Genomic DNA, 21,527 nt, shown 5'->3' with positions numbered 1-21,527 from the left:
TCACTTGTATTCCCACACATTGCGATGCACACAGTTCACTCTTTATTTGGAAACCAAAACGCTGTTGCATCAGAGTATCCATATAACCATTTTGTAATTTCCCTTTCCATCCATCCTACAACGTTAAACTCAGGAACAAATATATACTTTGCATTTTTTACAGCTGCTCTTAATTCTTCGTACGGGAATGGTCTAATTGTTTTTAGTTTAACAACTTTAGCATCTATTCCTTCTTCATCTTTTAATAACCTGGCTGCTTCTTTTGCTTGAGATGCAGCTGTTCCCGCAGCAACAAACACTATTTCCGCATCCGGATTTCCAAACTCTTCAGTTAATCCTCTAAGGTAGTGTTTAGCGTAAGGTCTAGACCTTTCTATTGCTGCTCTTACCTCAAACTGCCAGCTTGCGTGTGTAGCATAAGATATATAGTTTGATTTCATGACAAATGGGTCTCTTAAGAATCTACCTGGAGGGACTTCTAAGTCTATTACTGGCATAGGTGCTTTTTTCGGGTCGTATGGTGGAAGAGCTATATCTTCTGGTGGAAGCATAATAGCTTCTCTTGTATGAGATACAAAGAATCCATCTACCACAGTTATAATTGGAACGTGTACAGCTGGTTTTTCTGCAACAACAAACCCGGCTAAAATCATATCAAACAAATCTTGAGCGTTTTCAGCGTACCAAATCATACATCCTGTGTCAAGTAGAAAACCGACTTCCAAGTTATCAGGCTGTATTGATAAAGGTGCATTTACACCTCTTGCCATCAACACAAGTTGAACAGGTATTCTGGTCCCTGCCCACATAGGGAAGTTTTCAAATGCCCTCAAAGTTCCTGGACCGGAAGTTGTCGTTATTGTTCTTGCTCCTGCAAGAGCACAACCAGCTACTTCCGACATAACGCCAAATTCTGACTCACCTCTAAAATAAACACCAACGTAACCTTCTACCCAAAGTTCACCTATCAAGTGAGCCGCTTCAGATTGTGGTGTTATTGGATAAGATACAGATGCATCTACAGTAGCTCTTTTAACAGCTTCCTTAACAGCTTCAGAACCAGTCATAAAAAATTTTTCCCTTGGAGCTTCAAAAAGTAGGTAATCTGGTGAAACTATTTTTTGACCTGATTTATTGTATTTTACGTCGGTTGATAAGTTAGACATGGTAAAAAACCTCCTAAATTTTTACTAAAAAATAATCAATTTGGATACCAATTAAAACAATGATTTATATCATTAAATAACTATCTTATTTACCTAACTCAGCTTTAACTTGTTTGGCAATTTCGATAAACTTTTCCAATTCTTCTGGATGCTGGTCTCTAAGAGTAATCATAGCATCTTCGTGTCCTTCCATACTACACATTGCTATTGTAAAACAGTCTGTTTCCGCTCTAATAATCTTTAAAGCGACGTTTGCATAGTGACAGTGAACTCCTATAAATATACACGCTTTAATGTTGTTGTGCCAAATGGTGAGATTTGGATGGTTAGGGTTTATTTCAACCTCTGGATTTATCTTTGGATATTTTGGTCTGTAATCGTACATTGGGATTATTTTTGCTCCAAGAATATTAGCAAGTTCTTTTATCTGTCTTGCCTTTTTCTTTGCATCTTCACTCCAAGCATACAAAACCTGTGGTCCAGGGAATATGGTAGGATTTTCTCTAGTTAGCATAGCCTTTGCCGCTTCTCTCATCGCTATTTCTTCATCTACAATTTCATCAAAAAGTAAAGCTTTTCCTGGTGGTGGATTTAAAACTTTATCTGTAACTGCAACAGGGTAAGGTGAAAATCCCATTGGTCCTAATTTTGCCATGATATAACCTCCTAAAAATTTACGTTGTTGAATGAACTTCTGGCATTATCATATGGATAGCGTTTCTCTTTAACAAATTATTACAGACGTATACACACAATGCACAACCTTTACATCTGTTAGCAAATACAAAAGCGTGTCTTTCATCTGGTGTATCTACGTACATCAAAGTGTTTGGTTCTGGGCAAAACAGAGTACATTGATTACACTTATACTTAGTACATTCATCATTTATAACTTCTGCAACATAATACATTTAAATAACCTCCTGTTAAGCTTTGTTAACATTATATCACAATTCTACAAAATTACCATCCGAAAGTAAAAATAACTTATTTTTTTCTCTATCAATTACTACTAATCTTACCCACTCATTTTTTAATAAGGTCATAGGATGCTCTGTTTCAGAAGCTGCAGCTATCACTTTTTCCAAAGGTGCTTCAACAAATACTACAAGCCTTATAGGTTCATGAAAAGGTTTATCTTCGTAATACACAGTTTGATAAGGTAATCCCAATCTTAAGTCAGAATAGTTCCCACTGAAAACTCCTAACCTTGATACGACGTTATGGTAAACTTTTGAACCAGAGCCAAATTTTTCATTGTCTACCGTTGAAAAATAGTATTCAGCGTTAATCCATTGAGCTATCAAAAACGGACCATTGAGTATTCTTTTTAGGATAGTGTTATCTGGGTCCAATCTGTAATCGTAAGAATGCATGAAAAATCTGTTACTTAATACCGAATTCATAGAGGTTTCTCTCTTACCTACAAACACACCAACATTTTTTGATAAACCCCATTCAGGTCTCATTTCAGACCAATCTATCGCTCTTACTACAATATCATCTTCTGTATCAGCATACGGTAGTATGGATAATCTTTCTATTCTTGTTTTTTTAGATGCTTTGTAAAAGTCATTTTTTATTTCCTGCCATTTTTTTTCTTTACCTTTGGGAATCGTTTCATCATAAAATTCTACCTCATCTGTTGTCGTGTTATGAGAAGCCGGAATAAAAACTGTTTCTTCTGGAATTTTTATCTTCATCAACTCTCTTACTTCTTTTTTATTTAAAATAGAACACATAGCTCTTACGTTGTGGTATCCGGAATTACCTCCACAGGCTCCACAATCCAAAGCGGATTCGTAAGGGTTGTTATCCGACTCACTGCCATGACCTACAAGTAGTACAAATTCTGGAAAACCATCAACCATACCTATCAAAGACAAGAAGTTATCAGCTAACTTTGCTTGTTCTTCTAAGGTAAAACCTACTTCTGAAAACTTTTTATAAATTAAATCATAGTAATCTTTGTTTATTTTATATTTTTGAAGAACTTTACTGTATTTTTCTTGAATTTGGAAGTTGTTTTTTATACTTTCCAGCACCTTTTTCAGGTCATCTTCACTAAATTTTATCTTTTCTTTCTCAAAAGCTGATGCTATTTTTTCCATGATGAATCTATCAGTGTATTTTTCTATTTCATCAGCCGATAGTTTCTCTAAAAAGTAAGATGTCTTTGGAGGAAGAGGTTTTATTTTTTGATTTACTTTTGATAAGAGTTTTGGAAACAATGTTTTACCAAAAAGATTATAACCAAACAACCAACCAAAAGACTCAACGGTAAAAAATGGTGTATAAGGATTGTTCTTTAGTTTATCTAAAGTTTTCTTTAGAGATGAGATGATGTTTTTTCTCTTTTCGTACTCTCCTGTTTTTTGTTGAGGGATTTCTAAAATTACTCGTTCTGGAACTTCCATTGCAGGACATAAAAGAAGTTCATGAGATTTATCGAACTCTATCAAGGCCATTTTTATTCCAAAAAATCCGGCTACTCCAAAAGTTTTATAGTTATCTATTCTTTCTAAGTTTCTTCTAAAAGCTTCTGACCTTACATCTACACAAAATACTGCAAAAGCCTTTGGATTTTCTTCTATTTCATAAACTTTTAAAAATTCTTTACCATACGAAAATGCATAAGATTCTTCTAAAGATTTTATCCAGATGTATCCTTCCTCTTCTTTTATTTTTTTCACTAAATCGTAAATCTTTAGGTAATCTTCATCTTCAAAAAGATTTTTAGATAAGTTAATAACAGCTTTTGCTTCTTTTTCTACCTCCTTTTCTATAAATTGGTTTAATGTTGAGGCGTAATCTTTAGAAGTCAGTAACTTAGATTTAAACTCTGGAGAAAGGATGTTTTTATCCTTTAGTATTTTTAAAATAACAAACTCCTTATTTTTTTTATAAAAATCTATAAAATCAAAATAATTTTTGATATTAGACTTGTTTAACTTTTCAAGATAGAATTTTTCAATGTAAAAAAGGCTTGCACCAAATTCTTCTAATGATATAGGGTATTCTTCTTGATAAGGGTAAAATGGATTTGATTCTCTAAATTTTATAAAGCTACTCCAACCAAAAAAGTTTATGTACATTCTCATGGCATATTTCTTAAAATCAGGGGGATTTATTGTTTTTTCAAAATCTTCCAAAATTTCTTCCATAGATTTATCTACATTGTAGTGTAAGGTAAAGCAGTTCCAGTATCCTAAGTCCCTAAAAGGAAGTGGTAAGTTTGTTTGACCTTCATCTAAGAACCTTGAAACAAACTCGATAGCATCATTATAAAATATTTCATATATATTTTGGTCTAATACTACATCTAAAATCTGGCTAAAAGTGTATTTATGTATGTATCTTTCTAATAGATTATCTAAATCTGAAAATCCTTTGTCAGCTGTTATTTTTTCTTTCAAATCTTTTGGTGGTGTCTGTGTTGTTTCTCTATAACTGTTTTCCTTGAATTCGTCCCACGTAGGCATTATATCTACCATAAGTTTTCTTACTTTGTACTTACTAATCTGTAGATTGTTTTTGTTAAGGAAAGCATCTATATTTTGCTGAAGGATATCTTTCCTCACTTTTCCTTCTCTATAAAGGTCTACATAGTAAGAAAATGGCATGTAAACTTTAGCATCAAATAAATCCTGAGCTACTTTTAAAGCTTCTTTAAAGTGCATGTTTTCAAATTCGTGTAAAGGGTTGTGATAAACAAACATTGTTAATGGCCAGTATTTAGGTAAGAATTCTGAAGCTTCTTTGAGTACAGCGGTTTTCATTTTTCCTCCATCTATATTTTTAATGAATCAACCACTCAACATCTGAAATTAAGCAAACTCCTCCATACTTTTTTAAAAGTTTTCTTAAGTCTTCAATAACTTCTTTAATTTTCTCTTCTTCGCATACTGTAAAAAGATAACTGTTTTTAAAAACATCTGTAAGCTCATCTCCTGACATAAATCCTCTTTCTCCTTTTCCATAAACGTCTTTTATTATCGTATACCCTGAAAACCCTTTTTTATCCAGAAGGTTGGTTAGATGTTCAATGTGTAGAGTGTCGATTACTACTTCGATTTTTTTCATCTTTTTCATGGTTATACCCCCCAAATGTAGTTTAATAACCAATAATAAAAAGGTAAACCTACAGATATGTTAAATGGAAATGTTACCGCTAAAGCCATTGTAACATAGATACTTGGGTTTGCTTCAGGAACTGACAACCTCATAGCAGCTGGAACAGCTATGTAGGAAGCACTTGCACATAAAACCGCAAACATAAAAGCATCTCCTTTACTCATACCTACAAAACTACCTATCAAAATCGCAACGACAGCGTTTAAAATAGGTATGAAAACAGCAAACGCTATTAAAAACCATCCAACCTTTTTCAAATCTCCTAACCTTCTTGCAGCCACTATACCCATATCAAGTAAGAAAAATGCCAACATAGGTTTGAACAACTGACCAAAAAGAGGGTCTACAACTTTCCATCCTTTCTCACCTGTGATGAATCCTATCATTAAAGCACCTATCAAAAGGTACACGGAAGGGTTAAAGAATGACTCTCTGATAACTTCTCTCCATTCTAATTTTTCATTTTCTTCTCTTTTCGCAAATAAACTTAGTAAAATTAAACCTATTACAATCGCCGGAGATTCCATTAAAGTCATGGCAGCAACCATATAACCACCATAGTTTTCTCCCAAAGACTGTAAAAAGTTTGAAGCAGTTATAAAGGTTACAGCACTTATAGAACCATAGGTAGCTGCAATCGCAACTGCGTTAAAAACATCCAATTTGATTCTAAGTATGAAGAAGGCGTATATAGGCACCAAAATAGCCATCAACATAGCAAGAAGTAAGACTTTCAAAACGTATGAATCTATACCACTCTTCGCAAGTTCATATCCACCGTGTAATCCTATTGCTATTAGAAGGTACAATGAAAAAAACTTTGGTAGAGGTTGAGGAATATCAAGACCTGTCCTTAAAAATACGGAAAGAACACCTAAGAAGAAAAACAGTATTGGTGGATTAAGTACATTTTGAAGTAGTAAATCTACACTCATAAATTTAAACCTCCTTTATTTAAATGTTAAGTAAAATGTAAACTCCCAAAGAGATATTTAAAATTAGCAGTAGTATCAAGAAAAAACTATAAAACTTTGAAATATCTATATATACGATTTTATCGTTAGGTTTTCCAAATATTATGTTGTTAGTTAACCTCATGAATACGATAAAATCAAATAATAGCAAAAGTATTAAATCCAAAACTACAACGTTATTTTTAGATGTAAGTAAGTTTAAGTAAACTATGTTAGAGTGTAGGAAAGGTGGAAATAAACCTAACATTAAAGTAACACCTCTGAATATAAAGGAAAATAACGGAATTTTATGAACTAAACCTTCTATACTATAAATTGTATCTACATTGTATTTATCTTTTAGAAATTTAATGCTAACAAAAAAAGTTATGTATGTGGATATTAGACCTAATCCATACAAATCTTTATGGGATTGAAGTAGTAAAACTGCTAAAAAGTTTATTACAAAATGTAGTACAAAAATTTGATATAGTTTAACAATTTTTAGAGACAAAATGGTAGATACAATCAACAGTAATCCATAGAGTATATACATAATCTCCATTTACAACTCCTCATTTTTTTATCTCATCTTAAACAAGGATAAAAATAGTTTTCTTAAGTAAAGTTCTTCATACAAAATGCGGTAAACAAGAATTACTTTATTTTTTAGATTAGTTTTTCCATTTTCTCCATAATTGGAATAGTAAGATAAAGCCCACATTACAACAGCTGTCAGGATTAAAAATAAAATTGCAACAGAAACAAGTCCAAAAGATAAGTTGGCTGCTTCAAAAAGTTTTTTGTAGTTTTCTCCATATAGATAATTTTCAAAAGCTAAACCTATGAAGGAGTATATTATAACTATTAATGTAAACGAAGCTACCAACGATATTAAGATTCCTAAGGATTGTTCTTTAGAAACTTTAAAAAATGAGTTGAAGAGTTGAAAACTTGTAAGCCATCCAAAAGCTAAAAATACCAAAGCTGCATAATAATTTGATAAATCTTTTTTAGATAGGAATTCTATAACTGTAAGTAAAACTAAAGCTAAAACAACTACTCCTATTAAAAATTGAAAATTTTTGTTAAATTTTCTTTCTTCTTCTAAAAAGACTTTGTAAGAAAATGATTTAGTGATGTTAGGTTCTTTTCTTGCTTGATGAATAACGTTTCCGGATTCTAAAAATAACGTAGCTTTAAAAATACCGTGTACCATAAGGTGATATATAGCCAAGCTAAATGCTCCTACACCTACTTCCATAATCATATATCCCATTTGACCAACGGTTGAGTATCCTAAAGCTCTTTTAACATCTGGAATAGTTAACATTATCATAGATGCTAAAATTGCGGTAATAAGACCAAAAATAAATGCTATATTTAAGGCGTATTCTGTATGTAAAAATAGATAGGCAAATTTGTTTAAAATTATTCCTCCTACGTTTACAATACCTGCGTGCATTAATGCAGAAACAGGTGTTGGACCTTCTGAAGTGTATGGTAACCAAAAATGAAACGGTATTATCGATGATTTACACATTGCTGCTAAAACGAGAAAAATGGCAGCTAATTCTAAGTCTAAGTTAATGGAAGAAAGCCAAAGATTTTTCAAATCTGACAAATACAGATTATCCATCCTTCTAACAATCAATACCATCGAAATTATAAAAAATAAATCACCTAACCTATGGAACCAAAAAGCCAAACTTCCAAAATATACCGCTGATTTTGAGTCAGAGCGAAAAGATAAAAGGTAAAACAAAGACAAGCTTAAACCTATCCATGCTAACATTATAATCAATATGTGATTTGCCATCAATAAAAAGTAAATCGAACTAAATATAAAGTTAAGTAAAATAAAAAATCTTTTGTAGCCAGGTTCATCCCACATGTATTTGTAAGAGTACTTTCTAATTATTATTCCTAAAATAGCAACGTACAAAGTAAGTATTGAAGATAATCTATCGAAACTTAAAAGTTTATTTTCCGATATTATTGGAGTGTTGTATTTAAATTGCTGAAATGTACCGTATATACTCAACCCGGCTATAAGTAAAGAAAAGAATATACTTATTTTTGGAATAACCTTTTTGTAGTCTATAAAAAGAATAAGCAAAGCTATAACTAAAGGTATAAAAGGAATTAAGAATACTACACTATTCATAAAACCTGGTTACACAAACTGTGTAAAATTGACACAGCTTGAGGCAGACCTATTTGTATTCCGCCATTTCAGGTTAGCCTGAGGGTCTGCAGGCGGTATTAGGCTAACCATAGCCCCTGCACCAAGCACAGGAGCTAACCTTCTTGATATCCTATCCCAATCCACTAAGATTGTCCTTAGCAGAGATAAATCCCTATTAAAAGATTTACCAAGAATAGGAATACCAAGGGCTACCTTAACAACTCTCCAAAGTTTGTAAGAGTATTTATACTCCTCTCTCACAGGTTCCTTCCATCGGTTGACCTGCTGCCCTGCCTTTGGATTGCTGTTAAGGTTTTTTAACAACTTAATATCTTTGTCTATGCTTTTAATCTCTTGTTTTATTGGCTTTGTTTTATAGATGTTTCTTTCTTCCTGTAAATATCCTTTGAGTTCTTCTTGCTTTTCCTCTAACTTTAAAATTGAGTATTGCAAGTATTCTTTACTGTTTAACAATTTTATGTAGTTCTTTGGTATTTTGTCTTTGTATCCTAATCCTCTTCTTCCTATTACATATGCTCCTGCTATGTCTTTGTCTATATTGTGTTGTGGACAGTATTTGTATGCTCCTATTACGCTTGTGTAGGCTGGATTTATCTCAATTACTTGTATGCCGTTTCTTTGTCCTAATACTTTTATTTTGTTTAGTAGTGATTTATAACTCCACTGCTGAAATATTTTTCTTAACTTTCCTTTTCCATCTCCTCTATAACCTTTTGGTATTTTCTTTAGTCTTTCTACCGCTATAGCTTTTTCATTTTCTTTTGCATAGTTTATAACTTGATAGGCTATATGCCATAGTAGGTATTCTCTTTGGTTTTTATTCTTACCTATCAGTTCATGTAGGCTTATTGATTTATAACCTATTAGATTTCCATCTTTGCTAACGTTTGCTAAAGCTATATGAAATGGTGAAGCGTTTATGTCTAATCCTATTATACCTTTTTCTTTTGTGTACTTTACAGTTGGTATGGTTTCTTCATAACTGATGTTTGCATAAAATTTTCCTTGTTTTATGTTTATCTCAACGGAATATGGAAAATAGTTACCTGTAATTTCCGCTTCTGTAAGTTTGAATATAAAGTCTATCCATTTATCTTTCTGTCTTTTAACGTTTCTTATAACATTGGCTTTTATCCATTGTCTATTACCTGTGTTTATTCTTAAATACCAGTTATCATTTTCTTTTATCAATCTTAGGTTTAGATTTCCAGACTTGGTTTTATCTCCTCTTGAGTAGAGAGATAATCTTTTTTCTTTCCACTGTTTTTTTAGTTTTTGTCTTCTTTTACCATTGAGATGGTTTTTCTTTAACTTGTTAAATAACTTTCTACCACCGAATATAACTTTTTTAGGGTTTTGATTTGTTTCTTTACATAAGTTTATAACATTTTGGGCTTTTAGGATAGCATCATCTACATATCTTGAGTTTATACTAAATATAGTTTGTAATTCTTTTTTGAGGTTTTTTCTATCATTACCTTCTAACAATCTGTTGTATGCATATCTCATACAGGAGGAGAATTTACGCATAAGAGATAATAGGATTTCCTTGTCTTGGTTGGAGAGTTCCAGTTGGCATTGAAGGGTTATCATGGTAGTGTCTCCTTTTCTTACCTTTTCCAGTTTAGTTTTTGTACACTTAGTAGCTTTCTATTCTCACTGTCTAATAATGTATTATTTTGTATAGTTTTTGTCAACTGTTTCTATCCTCCTTTGTACTTATCTTTTTTGTATTTCTTTCATAAGTTCTTCTGTTATAGGTCCTTCTGGTCTTCTGTTTATAAACTGCTGGACAACAGGGTCCGGATGGTTTTTTATTTCTTGTGGTGTTCCTATTGCGTATATAACACCTTTGTGTATCATGGCTATTCTGTCCGCTATGTTAAAAGCACTTTCAAGGTCATGGGTAACGACGATAGAAGTCACTCCAAGGTTGTCCCTTAACTTTAAGATAAGGTTATCTATCATAGCTGAGGTAACAGGGTCCAATCCGGATGTTGGTTCATCGTAAAGTATTATCTGAGGGTTGTAAGATATAGCTCTTGCTAACGAAACTCTCTTTCTCATTCCTCCGGATAGCTGTGAAGGGTAAAGGTCTTCTATGTCTTTTAAACCTACCAAAGCCAGTTTTTCTGCTGCCAACTTTCTTATCTGTTTTTCTGGCATTTTTGTATTTTCAAGAAAGTAAAATCCTACATTTTCCCAAACTTTCAAACTGTCAAACAAAGCTCCTTCTTGAAACAGATAACCTATTTTTTTTCTAAACTCTATAAGCTCAAAATCTTTTAAAGTAGTTATATCTGTCCCATCTACGTATATTTTTCCGGATGTTGGTTTTAAAAGTCCTATGATATGCTTTATTATGGTACTTTTACCGCTACCACTACCTCCCATAATGACAAATACTTCCATTTCTTTCACTTCAAAATTTACATTCTTTAATACTTCTCTCTTTCCAAAAGCCTTTACTAAGTTTTCAACCTTTATCTTAACACTCACGAAAAAAATCCTCTGTAAAATCAGTTAAAACATTATAACATCTTGAGATTTATCTGTTTAAAACTTTCTACCTGAGTGTATGGAAATTCTTTTATATAATCTGCATCTTTTGGTCTTACTAATCTAACGACCTTCATTCCGGAATGAGCCGCTGCTGTTATCTCATCCGGATTGTCTGATAAAAAGAGTATTTCATCAGGATTTAATCCTATACTTTGTGCTATTTTTTTGTAAGAAGTAGGGTCTTTTTTATTTCCAATGTTTGTATCAAAGTAGCCTGAAAACAGATAGTTTAAATCTCCAAAGTTCGTATTTGAGAAAAGAAGTTTTTGAGCTTTAACGGAGCCAGAAGAGTAAACGTATATTTTTATACCACTTTCAAACCACTCTTTTAACTTTTCATAAGCATCCGGATAAACAAAACCTTGAAGTTTTCCGGATTTATAACCTTCTTCCCAAATAATACCCTGTATTTCCTTTAAAGGTGTTATCTTTCTGTCTTCTTCTATCCACTTTTTTAATGTATCTATTATCTCTTCCAAAGATAAATCTTTTCCTTCTATTTTTTTTACTTCCTCTAAGATTTTTAAAATTTGAGGATTGTCTTTGTTTTTTAAAACAAAATCCTGAATTTTTTCGTAAGAGTATGGAAACAGTACATCTTTAACAAAGGATATAGGTGTTGTTGTTCCTTCAATATCGGTCAAAACAGCCTTAACCATAAATAACTCCTTTTTACTTTAAGCACATAAGCGTAAAAATTTTATCACACTCCAAAATCTGCATCATCTAATTTTAGTAGCTTGTTATTGGGTCTTCTTCTATTTTTTTGTAATTTTTCAAGACATATATGTAGTACTCTTTAACATCTACTCCTCTGTATCTTACTTTATATAAATACTCTTTTTCCACAGATTCAAATCCGGATTTGACTTTTTCCGTCATAGGATGGTCCGCTATGTATATTCCGTAGTATCCTTTGTTTTCATATTTTTCCAAACCTTCCCATAAATCCCATTGATTCATCCTTCTATCTACCTTTATACAGTACACAAAAGGTTTTCCTTCTATGTAAAAACTCATCTCTGAGGAAATATGATAAGAATCCGAAAATACAAAACTTTTTGGATAATCTTTTTTCAAATTACTTACAAACATTCCCATTTCTTCCCAACCGACAAGTCTTTTTGTTGGGTCAACTTTTGGAGGAAGAATCTTAGTAAGTCCAACTTTGTCTAAAATAGGAGTATAAAATAAAACCATGATAGAGATTAAAGATAAAGCCATAGGCAGTATTGCTAATTTTAAAAATCTTTTATAGATGTAATATCCCGATAAAATGTAAAGTGTAGAGTAACCAAAAGCAGGCCAGTTTACCTCTACATTCTTCTTTAAAACAATCAATCCAAAAAAGATAAAGACCATCAAAGGTGATAAAGAAAGGTAGATAAGTTTTTCGTCCTTTTCTTTGAATGCTTTGTATATTCCGTAGGCAAAGAAAGGAAATAAAAAGACAGAGTTTAGTCCAATCTGTCCTAAAATGTAATCTCCCAAGTGTTTCAGATTTATAGAAAAACTCTCTTGTGCTCCTGACAACTTACCTACGTGTTTGAAGGATACAAAATCGTTAGAGAAGTTCCAATAAACAACAGGTAAAGTAAACAGTCCAGCAATTAAAATACTTATATAAAACCATCTGTTTTTAAAAGTTTTTTTAGAAAATAGTAAAAGGTAAACAACAGCAACCGGAAAGAAAAAAACAACAGAGTACTTAGATAAAAAGCCAAGACCACCTGCTACTGCCGTTAAAGTCCACAAGACAGGTCTATCTTCTTTTACGGATTTATAAAACAAATAGGACAAAAGAAGATAGAAAAAAGCCAATGATGTATCTGTAAGAAAGATTATGGAAGCGATATCGTAAGCAGGAATAAAGTAAATAAAAGTAGAGTTAAAAAACGCAACCTTTTCATCTTTAAAAAGCTCTTTTGAAAAAAGGTAAGTTATAACAGCTATAAAAAATCCAAGTATAATAGCATTTATCCTAACTCCTATCTCAGTGTCTCCTAAAACAGCAGTAGAGATAAAGTTCATGTAAGCAATCAAAGGTGGTTTTGAGTAGTAAGATAAATCCAAAAACTTGGACCAAAGCCAGTACTGAGCTTCTTCCGGAGATAAATCTATATCCCTAAACAAAACATAAAAAACCCTAACAACAAGAACCAAAAAATGAAAAATCAAAACTTTTTTCAACATCTTTTTAAAAATCCTGATAAAATTTTTTTACTATTATAACTTTTTTGGAGTTGTTTATTTTGGATATAAATCCAAAAAACATTTTGATGATAAAAGGACACAGTGCCGGAATAGGTGATATACTTAGAAGTTCTGCATCTTGGAGAGCATTAAAAAACAGATATCCGGATGCAAAACTAAACCTACTATTTCTAACAAACCATCCTAATTATCCATCCGAAAAACTTATTTCAAAACACCATCTGTTAGATAGTTTTTACACTATAAACAAACAGTACTTCAACGAAGTCAAAAACTTTATAAAAGCGTTAAAAGAAGCGGATAAAGTTATAAAACAAGTTAATCCGGATTTTATCATAGATTTTGAACCGTACGGCTTAGAAACCACAATAGTATCCATGATAGGAAGATTTAAATACGGTATAAAAACGATTGGCATAAACGAAGTTTTCCCAAGAGGATTACTTTATTCTTTTTATGCTCCTTCTATAAAATCCTTCAAGAAAAAACATAAAATAGACATCCTAAATTACACAGACAGAGATTTTGTAGTTTTAGATAAACTTGGAATAAAGAGGAATGATATCCAAATAGAGATAAAAGAAACTCCACAGGCAACTACATTTAGAGAAAAAATAAAAAAAGAACTTAATTTAGATGACAACGTTTTGATTGTAAACATAGGATGTGGAACTCCGGATGCCATTCCAAAAAGACCAGATTTCAAAATTTATCAAGAGATTATTTACTACGTTTATTCTAAATACGGTTTAACACCTGTCCTAATAGGTGCAGAATTTGAAAAAGAAGTAAATCAAAACTTCATAAAAGAGTATCTAAAAAATTACAACCACCCTATATACGATATTGCAGGAAGAACAGACATTTTAGAATCTGTAGGAGCTATAAACCTTGGCAAAATGGTTATCTCAAGCGACAGCGGACCATACCACATAGCCGTAGCGTTAGGAAAACCAACTTTAGCTTTAACACACCCGAACATTTTCACAACAACCCTTGGACTGTTTGTAGAGTTGTAAAACCTAACCCTGATATAGAACAATTAAAAAAAGACATTGATTATCTTCTTACAAAGAGTTAGACAACCACAAATCTAAATCTTTTATAAAACTATTAACGATGTTTTCAAATCCGGATATTACATCTTTTAAATCTTTTTTTGTTTGGATTTTATAATCAAAAACTTTTGTAAGTTCTTTATTTTCTGTCTGTAAATTTACTTTAAATGAAGCAACTACATAAGTCCCTTCCGACTGAAAATCTGCATAAAAATCTAAAATTTTTATAAAAATTCTGTTTTTTGTATTTTCTTTTATATACGGAAGAGCTTTAAGGATGTTTTTCTCCAACAAACAATCCGGATTACAAATCCACTCTCCACTCTGAAAATAACCCCATTTATAATTTTCTTTGTATATTATTTTCTTTGTCAAAAGATAATCTACAGCATCAATGCCTGATAAAGTAATATTCACTTTATTTTTGGGTTGAATATCAATAGTATCTACTGAGTAATAAGAGATATTTTTTTCCGGAATTATCTTAGGTGTACAGGAAGCTGAAAATAAAACAAAAATTAAAAGTAGAATTTTTTTCATTTTTTCTCCTCCACTGGTGCAGGATTTGTTGTTTTTTTGGATTAAAATTTCTGTTGTTGTCTCTTGTTGGAGTTTTTTAATCAACTTATCTATATTTAGAATAATTTTTTCAGATTTGTTTGAAAGATTTTGAATATTGTTAGACAACATAGGTATTTGATTTTTTATATCTTTTGATAAAGATTTTAACTCTATTGCAAGGTCTTGGTATGATTTTGCTGTCAATTGAAGCTCTTTTATTAATTTATTACTTTCTTCCACAGAAACATTTCCTTTATGAATAAGCTCTGAAATTTGTTGAGCCAAATTAGAATACTTTTCTGTCAAGGTATCAAAATTTGTATTTATTTTTTCCAAAGTTGGTTGTAAAGCTAAAAGAGTAGTGTTTGTTGTCTGAATTGCTGTGTTTAAATCTTGAATATCAAAATTCATTATCAACTTTCTTACATCTTTTAGAAGGTAATGAGATTCCAAAAGAATATCCGGAATTTTATCTGCCATCTGTTGGAAAGTAGATGGTAAAAGAGGTATTTTTGTGATATTATTTTTTGTTTCAACCAAAGGTTTATCAGATTCTTCTAAAGAAATAAAAGCTAACCCCGTTATACCTTTCATCCCGAGAGTAGCATATATATTGTTGCCTATTTTTAAATTTTTATCTACATCTATGTATATTCTAACTATAGACGGATTTTCTTTATCTATCTCTATTTCACTAACTCTTCCTATACTTACACCTTTGTACTTTACTGGACTTCCTACATCAAGACCATTTACAGACAATGTTGTTTCTATTAAGTAAGTGTTGTATTCTTGTTTTCCAAAACCTTTGTATGCCCAAAGAGTTAAAAATACAAATCCGGATAAAAATGCAAGAAAAACAAAACCTACAATAAAATATTTAAGTTTACTTTCCATTTAAAAGCCTCCTGAACCTTAACGTCGATGTTAAGTTTTTTACCCATTTGTTCTCAACATTCAACAATCCGTTTGGATTTCCTTCATAAACAATTAAACCTTCACTTATAACTGCTACGGTATCCGTAAAAAGTAAAGATGCCAAATCATGGGTAATCTGAACTATAGTTATTCCAGTTGTATCCACCAACGTTCTTACTAATGTATCAAAATCTTCTGCACTTATTGGGTCAAGTCCAGAAGTAGGCTCATCTAAAAAAAGGATATCTGGGTCTGTAGAAAGTGCTACAGCCAAAGATGCTTTCTTTCTCATTCCACCAGATAGTTCAGATGGATACATAAAAAAAACATCTGGATTTAATCCTACAAGATTTAGTTTTATTTTTGCCATATCAATGGCTGTTTTATCATCTATGTTATACCTTTTTTTAATCACATAAATGATATTTTGTCCTACGGTTAAAGATGAAAGCATTGTAGAAAACTGAAACATTACACCTATTCTTTTTTTAAGCTCATCTATTTCTTTTTGAGATAGTTTTGTAATATCTTTTCCTTTGAACAATATTTTTCCACCATCTACTTTTCTTAAAAGTAACAATTCTCTCAATAAAGTAGATTTTCCTGCACCACTTCCACCCACAATAGCGTAAAGCTCTCCTTCTTTTATTTTAAGATTTAAACCTTTATGGACAACCTTTTCCCCATATTTTGATACAAGATTTTCAACTTCTACTATATACCTAACCATCTGTAAACCACCGAGAATAAAGCATCAATGACTATAATCGCAAACAGAGTTCTAACAACACTTTTTGTAACACTAAAACCTACACTTTCCGCCTTCTGTTGTACCTTAAAACCTTCATAAACACCTATCAAAGCAACAGTTAAACCAAAAATAGGACCTTTAACTATTCCGGCTAAGTAGTGGTCAAAGTCTAAAACTTCTGTAAGTCTATGAAAAAATTGATTTGGTGGCACTCCAAGAGTAAAATCAGAAACAATCATAGCTCCTAATATACCTAAAATTAATGAATAAGTAATTAGTATAGGAAGCCAAAATACAAGACTCAATATCTTCGGAAAAACAACACAAGCATAAGGAGAAATTCCAAGAGTTTTCATAAAATCTATCTCTTCTGATACTTTCATTAATCCTATCTCAGCTGTAAAACTACTTGCACTTCTACCCGCCATAATAATACCAACAATCAATGGAGAAAGCTCTCTTGCCAAAGATACGGATACAAGGTCTACTATAAAAATATTTGCTCCAAAAGTTGCAAGCATTTTTGAGCTTTGGTATGCTATTACAACTCCTATCAAAAAGGAAAGAATCGTTATAATTCCAAGAGCTTTAATTCCCCCTTCTTCTAACTCTTTAAATAAAGTTCTTGCTTCTATAGATTTTATATTTCTAAAAATATCTACTAAAATTTCTCCTGTAAACGAGATAAACTGAAAATAATCACCGATTTTTTTATAAACACTTTCTACAATTAAACTTAAGTAGTTAGATTTCTTTTTACTAAGTTGTGGTATTTCTTTTGACATACTGATTATCTTTTCGTAAGAAGGAGATATATTTCTTATTTCATACTCTTTAAAGAAGTTATTTATAAGATAGGCACCATAAAAATCTAACTTTTCTAATTCCGATGCATCTACATAATCAAAAGATTTTTTAGACAAAACCTTTACTTGTTTTTTTATTTTATTGTAGTTTTCTACCGTCCAATAATCTTTAATGTATAAAACTCTATCTTTTATTTCTAAAAACATTTATAAAATTTCCTTTAAAATAAAATAACATCTTTTTCTGATATATGCTGAAAAATCTCATATTTAAACTCGTCTTTTAAATCCACATGAAAGTCTGAATGAAGCTGAATTTCACATTCAAAGTTTTTATCGTAAATGTACAACACTACTTCTTTGTCTCCTTTGTACTTTTCAAAAATCCTTTGGAGTTTTGGAAGTAATCCGTTCATAGCCTTTTCTTTGTGTATTTTTATTTTTATTCCTTTTATATCTTTTAAAAAGTTTTCTATCGGTTCTACTCCTACCACGTTCATCGATATTTTCTCCTGTTCTTCGTCTACTTCTATAAAGCCTTCTAATACAACTATACTATCATCTTTTAAAAGTTCTTTGTTGTCTAATTTTTCAGGAAATGCTCTACAGTCTATCTGACCTGTTTCGTCTGAAAAGTTAAATACCATCATCGTATTTCCGGATTTTGTTTTTTTCATTTTAATCTCATCTACCACACCTGCTAACTTTACTTTTATATCACCGGATAATCTTTTACTTCCGAAAATATCTTCGTAAAGAGCTCCTATTTTTGATACTTTGTTTCCAAGTTCTTTCTTGTAAGCATTTATAGGATGACCTGTAAGGTAAAATCCAAGGACTTCTTTTTCATACTTTAATTTTTCTCTATCTGTTAGTTTTGTTATACCTGTATCATCGTAAATATGTTTTACGTTGACAACAGGAGTAGTTGTAAGGGCAAATAGAGAGTTTTGTCCAACTATTTTACTTTCTCTGGCTTTTTGTCCTGTTGATATGGCTTTGTCAACATTATGTAGTAAAACTGCTCTGTCCACTTTTTCAAAGTCAAAGGCTCCGGCTTTTATAAGACTTTCTAAAACTCTCTTGTTTGCCGTCTTTGTATCCAACCTTTCACAAAAATCGTATATATCAACGTAGTTTCCTCTCTCCCGTCTTTCTTTTACTATTTCTTGTGCTGAAGATTCTCCAACGTTTTTTATTCTTGCAAGACCAAATCGGATGTTTTTAGGAGATTCTATATAAAAGTCTTTCATACTTTTGTTGATATCCGGTGGAAGAAGTTTTATACCAAAGTTTTCCATATCTGAAAGTAGGTTTAAAAATTTTGTATCATTTGCTTCGGTAGATAGTTTTACTGCAAAAAATTCGTCGGTGTAATAAGTTTTTACCCATGCTGTCCAGTATGTTAGGTAAGCGTAAGCTGTTGAGTGAGATTTGTTGAAAGAGTATGATGCAAACTTTTCAATATCTTCCCACAGTTTTTCTACTTTTTCTCTACTGAATCCTCTTTCTACAGCTCCTTCTACAAATCTGTTTTTCATCTTTGCCATAGTTTCAGCATTTTTCTTTCCTATGGCTTTTCTAAGGGTATCAGCTTCTGCCATCGAAAAACCAGATAGAATGTTTGACATAAACATTATCTGTTCCTGGTATATACAGTTATGAGAAATAATATTATTGGCTATAAAGTTGTGAGTTTTTTCAACTTCAATATCATAAACATGTTCCTTTCCAAAATATTCAATAGATTTGATGGAGGTAAATCCTATATCTCCATTGATAGGTATTGCTAATAAATCTCTTTCCGGATTTAGATTTTTAACCTCTTTCCAGCCAAAAGGAGTCAAAAATTTATGGTCTGCTGTAGCTTTTATCTCTAAACCGTTTGATAATGTTATCTTGTATACATCTTTTATTCCATTGTAAAAGCAGTGAGTAATTTTACTTCTAACTATTTTATTTGTATTAACATCAAGAGATAAAACTTCTTCACCCACAAAATTTTTTTCAACTATCTCTTTAATAGGTATCAAAGTTCCGTTTGCTAACGTTATTAAAGTATCTCCAGTCAAACATAGCCCATATGTTTCACTAAGTATTTCCTTTACCTCATCAAAAGGATATTCTACAGGTTTTCTTCCGTGTTTCCTCTCTATGTACTCATCTACCATTCCACTCATCAGTGGTCCAGGTCTAAATAAAGCCAAGATGGCGATGATTTCGTCAAACACTGTAGGTTTTAAGCGTACCAATAAATCTTGCATTCCTTTACTTTCAAGTTGGAACACACCGGTTGTTTTTCCGGATTGAAGAAGTTTGAAAACATTCTCATCGTCAAGGGGTATATCAAGATAGTTTACATCTACACCATGTCTTTCTTTTATCAATTTTTTCATTAAGTCTAACTCTGTAAGAGTTTTTAGACCTAAAAAGTCCATTTTTACAAGACCAAGTTGTTCTAAGGTTTTCATCTCAAACTGGGTCGCTTTGTTTCCATCTTTATCTCTGTAAACAGGTACATACTCATCTAAAGGTCCGGGTGCTATAACTATTCCTGCAGCATGGATACCTGTATGTCTTGCAGAACCTTCTAATTTTCTTGCTAAATCTAAAAGCTCCCTAACCTTTGGGTCCGTTTCGTATAACTTTTTAAAATCCGGATTGGCTTCAAGGTTTTCTTCTATTGTAAGGGTTGTACCTTGAACCGGTCCAGGAAGTATCATCTTTGCTATTTTGTCAGCTTCTTGATAAGGAAATCCCAAGACTCTTGCAACATCTCTTATAACCATTTTTGATTTCATAAAGTTGAAGGTGATAATCTGAGCGACACTGTCTTCTCCGTACTTGTTTTTTACATACTCTATTACTTTTTCCCTGTTGTCCATACAAAAATCTACGTCAATATCCGGCATAGATATTCTTTCTGGATTTAAAAACCTTTCAAAAATTAATCCATGTTTAAGAGGGTCTATCTCTGTTATTCCTAAGCAGTAGGCAACCAAAGAACCACCAGCTGAACCTCTACCTGGACCAACAGGTATACCTTTGTTTTTTGCATAATTGATAAAATCTTGCACTATCAGGAAGTACTCGGCAAATCCCATTTTATTTATAACATCAATCTCATACTGAAGTCTTTCTCTGTACTCTTGAAGTTTTTCAGATGATAAATTCTTTATCTTTTCTAATCTCTTTTCTAAACCTTCTTTTGCCAACTTTTCAAAGTATCTTGCAACATCTTCAGCGGTTGGATTTTCTACATCCGGAATCTGATACTTAGGAAAAAGATAACCTCTTGTATCAGCCGTATCTATCTCAACATTACACTTTTCCGCTATCTCCATCGTATTTTTTAAATATTCTTCATAACCTTTGAACTTTTCATACATCTCTTCCGGAGAAGTAAAGTGAAGACCTTTTACCTTAAACGCCTTCCCTTTTTCTTGAAGGCTTTTTAAAGTCTCTTTCATCTGGAGAGCTTTTATAACATCGTGAGCCGGCTGGTCTTCCGGATTTAGATAATGAGAATCGTTGGTTCCTACTACTTTGACACCAAGCTCTTTTGCAAGCTTTATAATTCCTTTATTAGCTTCCTCTTGTTCTTCTAAACCATTTAACTGTATTTCAAAATAAAGGTCCTCTCCGAAAATATCTTTTAGCTTTTTAGCATAAAATTTAGCTTCTTCGTATTTCCCTTTTGAAAGAAGATGAGGGATAAAGCCTTTCAGACAAGCAGTTTGGCAGATTAGTCCTTCATGGTACTTCTCTAAAAGCTCCCAATCTATTCTCGGCTTGTAGTAAAAACCTTCCGTGTAAGCCAACGAAGACAACTTCATAAGATTTTTAAATCCGGTTTTATCCTTTGCAAACAAAATAAGATGGTAATTTTTATCCGTTAGAATATCGTCCGACCCTTCTCCTTTTTTCTCAAACCTGTTGTTTGTAAAATAGCTTTCCATACCTATGATAGGTTTTACACCTACACTCTTCATCTCTTGATAAAACTCAACAGCCCCAAAAATGTTTCCATGGTCGGTAAGTCCAACTGCTTTATACCCATACTCTACAGCCTTTTTAGCCAAATCCTTTATCTTAATTGCACCATCCAACAGAGAGTAATGAGTATGCAAATGCAGATGAACAAAATCCTTTCCCATATCTAACCCCTTACAGATTTTTTGAACCATAATAATTT

General features: G+C 32.0%; 17 protein-coding genes. 1 reads left to right on the top strand and 16 read right to left on the bottom strand.

The genetic code is table 11. The features are described from left to right. Nucleotides 1–35 precede the first annotated feature (35 nt). The 12 genes from NE054_RS00730 to NE054_RS00675 form a co-directional block, all read right to left on the bottom strand. Nucleotides 36–1,166: a transketolase C-terminal domain-containing protein gene (locus NE054_RS00730; RefSeq protein WP_297887186.1), complete on the bottom strand. Its 1,131-nt coding sequence runs from the start codon at nucleotides 1,164–1,166 to the stop codon at nucleotides 36–38. 85 nt (nucleotides 1,167–1,251) lie between these two features. Next, nucleotides 1,252–1,821 (bottom strand): carbon monoxide dehydrogenase beta subunit family protein, encoded by a 570-nt coding sequence (locus NE054_RS00725; RefSeq protein ID WP_297887184.1) that lies wholly within the window; start codon nucleotides 1,819–1,821, stop codon nucleotides 1,252–1,254. A 19-nt stretch (nucleotides 1,822–1,840) separates the two neighbouring features. After that, nucleotides 1,841–2,077: a ferredoxin oxidoreductase gene (locus NE054_RS00720; protein ID WP_297887182.1), complete on the bottom strand. Its 237-nt coding sequence runs from the start codon at nucleotides 2,075–2,077 to the stop codon at nucleotides 1,841–1,843. A gap of 36 nt (nucleotides 2,078–2,113) precedes the next feature. After that, nucleotides 2,114–4,945 (bottom strand): putative inorganic carbon transporter subunit DabA, encoded by a 2,832-nt coding sequence (locus NE054_RS00715; RefSeq protein WP_297887179.1) that lies wholly within the window; start codon nucleotides 4,943–4,945, stop codon nucleotides 2,114–2,116. A 19-nt stretch (nucleotides 4,946–4,964) separates the two neighbouring features. Continuing rightward, on the bottom strand, nucleotides 4,965–5,258 hold the full coding sequence (locus NE054_RS00710) for a P-II family nitrogen regulator (RefSeq protein WP_297887176.1): 294 nt from the start codon (nucleotides 5,256–5,258) through the stop codon (nucleotides 4,965–4,967). A gap of 2 nt (nucleotides 5,259–5,260) precedes the next feature. Beyond that, nucleotides 5,261–6,235 (bottom strand): sodium-dependent bicarbonate transport family permease, encoded by a 975-nt coding sequence (locus NE054_RS00705; RefSeq protein ID WP_297887174.1) that lies wholly within the window; start codon nucleotides 6,233–6,235, stop codon nucleotides 5,261–5,263. 19 nt (nucleotides 6,236–6,254) lie between these two features. Continuing rightward, nucleotides 6,255–6,818, bottom strand: a complete 564-nt coding sequence (locus NE054_RS00700) for a hypothetical protein (RefSeq protein ID WP_297887171.1) — start codon at nucleotides 6,816–6,818, stop codon at nucleotides 6,255–6,257. A gap of 18 nt (nucleotides 6,819–6,836) precedes the next feature. Further along, nucleotides 6,837–8,420: a proton-conducting transporter membrane subunit gene (locus tag NE054_RS00695; RefSeq protein WP_297887169.1), complete on the bottom strand. Its 1,584-nt coding sequence runs from the start codon at nucleotides 8,418–8,420 to the stop codon at nucleotides 6,837–6,839. Nucleotides 8,421–8,429: 9 nt separating this feature from the next. Next, entirely contained in the window at nucleotides 8,430–10,055 is a 1,626-nt protein-coding gene (locus NE054_RS00690; protein ID WP_345780594.1) for an IS200/IS605 family accessory protein TnpB-related protein, read from the bottom strand. Nucleotides 10,056–10,181: 126 nt separating this feature from the next. After that, complete coding sequence (locus NE054_RS00685) at nucleotides 10,182–10,961, bottom strand: ABC transporter ATP-binding protein (protein ID WP_297887164.1); 780 nt, start codon at nucleotides 10,959–10,961, stop codon at nucleotides 10,182–10,184. A 32-nt stretch (nucleotides 10,962–10,993) separates the two neighbouring features. After that, nucleotides 10,994–11,683: an acireductone synthase gene (mtnC, locus tag NE054_RS00680; RefSeq protein ID WP_297887162.1), complete on the bottom strand. Its 690-nt coding sequence runs from the start codon at nucleotides 11,681–11,683 to the stop codon at nucleotides 10,994–10,996. Between the two features lie 73 nt (nucleotides 11,684–11,756). Beyond that, a complete protein-coding gene (locus NE054_RS00675; protein ID WP_297887160.1) occupies nucleotides 11,757–13,217 on the bottom strand; it encodes a glycosyltransferase family 39 protein in 1,461 nt (486 codons plus the stop codon). 59 nt (nucleotides 13,218–13,276) lie between these two features. On the opposite strand from NE054_RS00675, the gene NE054_RS00670 reads away from it, so the two are divergent. Beyond that, nucleotides 13,277–14,257 carry a glycosyltransferase family 9 protein gene (locus NE054_RS00670; protein ID WP_297887157.1) on the top strand — a complete coding sequence of 327 codons (981 nt, stop codon included), beginning with the start codon at nucleotides 13,277–13,279 and terminating at the stop codon, nucleotides 14,255–14,257. A gap of 48 nt (nucleotides 14,258–14,305) precedes the next feature. Here NE054_RS00670 and NE054_RS00665 read toward each other — a convergent pair whose 3' ends face one another. The 4 genes from NE054_RS00665 to dnaE are packed head-to-tail and all read right to left on the bottom strand — an operon-like array spanning nucleotide 14,306 to nucleotide 21,489. Beyond that, nucleotides 14,306–15,754 carry an MlaD family protein gene (locus tag NE054_RS00665; RefSeq protein ID WP_297887155.1) on the bottom strand — a complete coding sequence of 483 codons (1,449 nt, stop codon included), beginning with the start codon at nucleotides 15,752–15,754 and terminating at the stop codon, nucleotides 14,306–14,308. Then, nucleotides 15,744–16,505: an ATP-binding cassette domain-containing protein gene (locus NE054_RS00660; RefSeq protein WP_297887153.1), complete on the bottom strand. Its 762-nt coding sequence runs from the start codon at nucleotides 16,503–16,505 to the stop codon at nucleotides 15,744–15,746. Before NE054_RS00660 ends, NE054_RS00665 begins: the two co-directional genes overlap by 11 nt. Beyond that, nucleotides 16,490–17,539, bottom strand: coding sequence for an ABC transporter permease (locus tag NE054_RS00655; protein ID WP_297887151.1), 1,050 nt, complete (start codon nucleotides 17,537–17,539; stop codon nucleotides 16,490–16,492). The genes NE054_RS00660 and NE054_RS00655 overlap by 16 nt, the downstream gene beginning before the upstream one ends. A gap of 14 nt (nucleotides 17,540–17,553) precedes the next feature. Beyond that, entirely contained in the window at nucleotides 17,554–21,489 is a 3,936-nt protein-coding gene (gene dnaE, locus NE054_RS00650; protein WP_297887148.1) for a DNA polymerase III subunit alpha, read from the bottom strand. Nucleotides 21,490–21,527: the final 38 nt, after the last annotated feature.

This window comes from Sulfurihydrogenibium sp. (genome assembly GCF_027448985.1).
Lineage (GTDB): Bacteria > Aquificota > Aquificia > Aquificales > Hydrogenothermaceae > Sulfurihydrogenibium.
This window is presented reverse-complemented; position numbering and strand designations above follow the sequence as displayed.

Bases quoted from the DNA above. Each gene is read 5' to 3' on its own strand.
- NE054_RS00710 (WP_297887176.1), bottom strand. From the start codon at position 5,258: ATGAAAAAGATGAAAAAAATCGAAGTAGTAATCGACACTCTACACATT.
- dnaE (WP_297887148.1), bottom strand. From the start codon at position 21,489: ATGGGAAAGGATTTTGTTCATCTGCATTTGCATACTCATTACTCTCTG.
- mtnC (WP_297887162.1), bottom strand. From the start codon at position 11,683: ATGGTTAAGGCTGTTTTGACCGATATTGAAGGAACAACAACACCTATA.
- NE054_RS00705 (WP_297887174.1), bottom strand. From the start codon at position 6,235: ATGAGTGTAGATTTACTACTTCAAAATGTACTTAATCCACCAATACTG.
- NE054_RS00695 (WP_297887169.1), bottom strand. From the start codon at position 8,420: ATGAATAGTGTAGTATTCTTAATTCCTTTTATACCTTTAGTTATAGCT.
- NE054_RS00660 (WP_297887153.1), bottom strand. From the start codon at position 16,505: ATGGTTAGGTATATAGTAGAAGTTGAAAATCTTGTATCAAAATATGGG.
- NE054_RS00675 (WP_297887160.1), bottom strand. From the start codon at position 13,217: ATGTTGAAAAAAGTTTTGATTTTTCATTTTTTGGTTCTTGTTGTTAGG.
- NE054_RS00690 (WP_345780594.1), bottom strand. From the start codon at position 10,055: ATGATAACCCTTCAATGCCAACTGGAACTCTCCAACCAAGACAAGGAA.
- NE054_RS00730 (WP_297887186.1), bottom strand. From the start codon at position 1,166: ATGTCTAACTTATCAACCGACGTAAAATACAATAAATCAGGTCAAAAA.
- NE054_RS00720 (WP_297887182.1), bottom strand. From the start codon at position 2,077: ATGTATTATGTTGCAGAAGTTATAAATGATGAATGTACTAAGTATAAG.
- NE054_RS00665 (WP_297887155.1), bottom strand. From the start codon at position 15,754: ATGGAAAGTAAACTTAAATATTTTATTGTAGGTTTTGTTTTTCTTGCA.
- NE054_RS00725 (WP_297887184.1), bottom strand. From the start codon at position 1,821: ATGGCAAAATTAGGACCAATGGGATTTTCACCTTACCCTGTTGCAGTT.
- NE054_RS00715 (WP_297887179.1), bottom strand. From the start codon at position 4,945: ATGAAAACCGCTGTACTCAAAGAAGCTTCAGAATTCTTACCTAAATAC.
- NE054_RS00655 (WP_297887151.1), bottom strand. From the start codon at position 17,539: ATGTTTTTAGAAATAAAAGATAGAGTTTTATACATTAAAGATTATTGG.
- NE054_RS00700 (WP_297887171.1), bottom strand. From the start codon at position 6,818: ATGGAGATTATGTATATACTCTATGGATTACTGTTGATTGTATCTACC.